The following is a 1,687-nucleotide window of genomic DNA, read 5'->3' as shown; positions in this document are numbered from 1 at the left end:
TCACCACTCAGCCCTGTTATTAAAGTGCTGGTATTATGCCATAAAATTATGATTCAGCTATAGCTGACTGGCCATCAAACAAGGTACATGAGCTGCTTCCCTGGAAACTCAACCTGACCAATATCTAATCGTCAATACGGTTCAAATGAGCCGCTTACTAAAAAAGTGCAGGCCACATAAAAACAACGGCCTGCACCTAACAACTTAAAAATAAAGGACACATATCATAGAAAAATCAGGTAAAACTTATCATTCTCTCCCGCTGGTTTGCTGCATATTGGAAGGGAAAATACTGTAATAAATTTTATCACTCATAAGCGGTTCATTTTCAATCTTTACTGAAAGAATGGAATTATCTTTAGAAATGGCATAGTGACTAAAATAATTCTCTTCTCTTTCATAAGGATAGTGAAAATTAGGTTTAATAAATTTTTTCATATAAGAGTCATCAACTGGGTGATACTCATCCGAATAAACCACTTCCTGATCTCTGACAAAAATAATTTTATAAAAAAGGCTGGTTTCATAATTAAACTTCGCACCGATAATCTGTTCAATATCCTCAGGTGCCATGCCTTTATCGATGATATACATTTTGTCCCAGTCAAAAGGAATAATCTTATTCATATCAATCAAACAGATTGTATTCTTCTGACAATGTTTATCGGCGTAATCAATAATCCCTAACTGGCTGTTTTTAAACACTAAAAATAAAATGACAATTCCCAGCATTAACGAAAAAATAATAATATTACTTTTGTTGACACTATGGAAAAACATCATTCCCCCCTTCATAATCAAATCTGATATGAGAAAACGGCCTTGGAATTTTAACCTTTAAAATCAAATATCTACTATTTACTCCTTATCAAAATCAGCAAAAACATCCCCTGCTGCTTTTCCAATAGCAGCCGAATATTTTAGGAATTTACAATAAGCCATGAAGGTATATCTTGAATTGTGGAGACAACTCCACATCACTTATTACTCACAAGCGATTGTTATACAATGGCTATTTGGTATCGTAAGTGCGGTTTACAAGATAAAAAATTGGTGTCCAATGCTCATCTTCAGCATCAAGAGTGTTATTCCGGGATACTCTGGATAACTAAAAAGTATAGTAATTGTACCCGCGTTTTTTTTGATTTCAAATAGAAAAACATGGTAAACAAATAATAAATGAGATAAATAGTTGCTAACGTGATTTTATGATAGTTTTCGAACGATCACGTGTGCCTGATTTGTTACAGTAGGGAATGATTCTAAGTTACTCTATGTATATTATTTTATCAAACTCAACCTTTCTTTGTTATATTTATTCATATATTACAATTAGTTATAGTTATCATGGCACAGATATTCACCACGGTAGAAAATAAAAGAGCAAGAAGAACAATAAAGATCATTTCTGCTTTTTGATTCTTACTATGACAACCTTAATCGTCTGAAAGATAGAGTTTTAATTATAAATTACTCATCGCAACTTGTATCTTTTCTTCCAATTCAGGTAGATTTTTAGCTGAACCCTGATAAATAGGTTTTTCCCAGTCAAAATCTTTTATTAGCGCTGCTGGATTAACACAATAAGTGCAATATGCGCCCCGTATAGGCTTCGATGGGTGTTAATCCATTTAAAACCTTTCTTGGTGTCATATTTAATCTTAATTCTAAATCACTGACATCTTGC

The 1,687-nt window shown here is 33.0% G+C and carries 1 protein-coding gene and 1 pseudogene; both read right to left on the bottom strand.

Annotated elements, in window-relative coordinates:
* Positions 1–249: 249 nt before the first annotated feature.
* On the bottom strand, positions 250–780 hold the full coding sequence (locus PSI17_RS16695; RefSeq protein ID WP_273553031.1) for a hypothetical protein: 531 nt from the start codon (positions 778–780) through the stop codon (positions 250–252).
* Positions 781–1,575: 795 nt separating this feature from the next.
* Positions 1,576–1,687, bottom strand: a pseudogene (locus PSI17_RS17525) (IS30 family transposase); the annotation flags it as partial.

Origin of the sequence: Xenorhabdus sp. IM139775, assembly GCF_028598745.1 — a bacterium.
Taxonomy (GTDB): domain Bacteria; phylum Pseudomonadota; class Gammaproteobacteria; order Enterobacterales; family Enterobacteriaceae; genus Xenorhabdus.
This window is presented reverse-complemented; position numbering and strand designations above follow the sequence as displayed.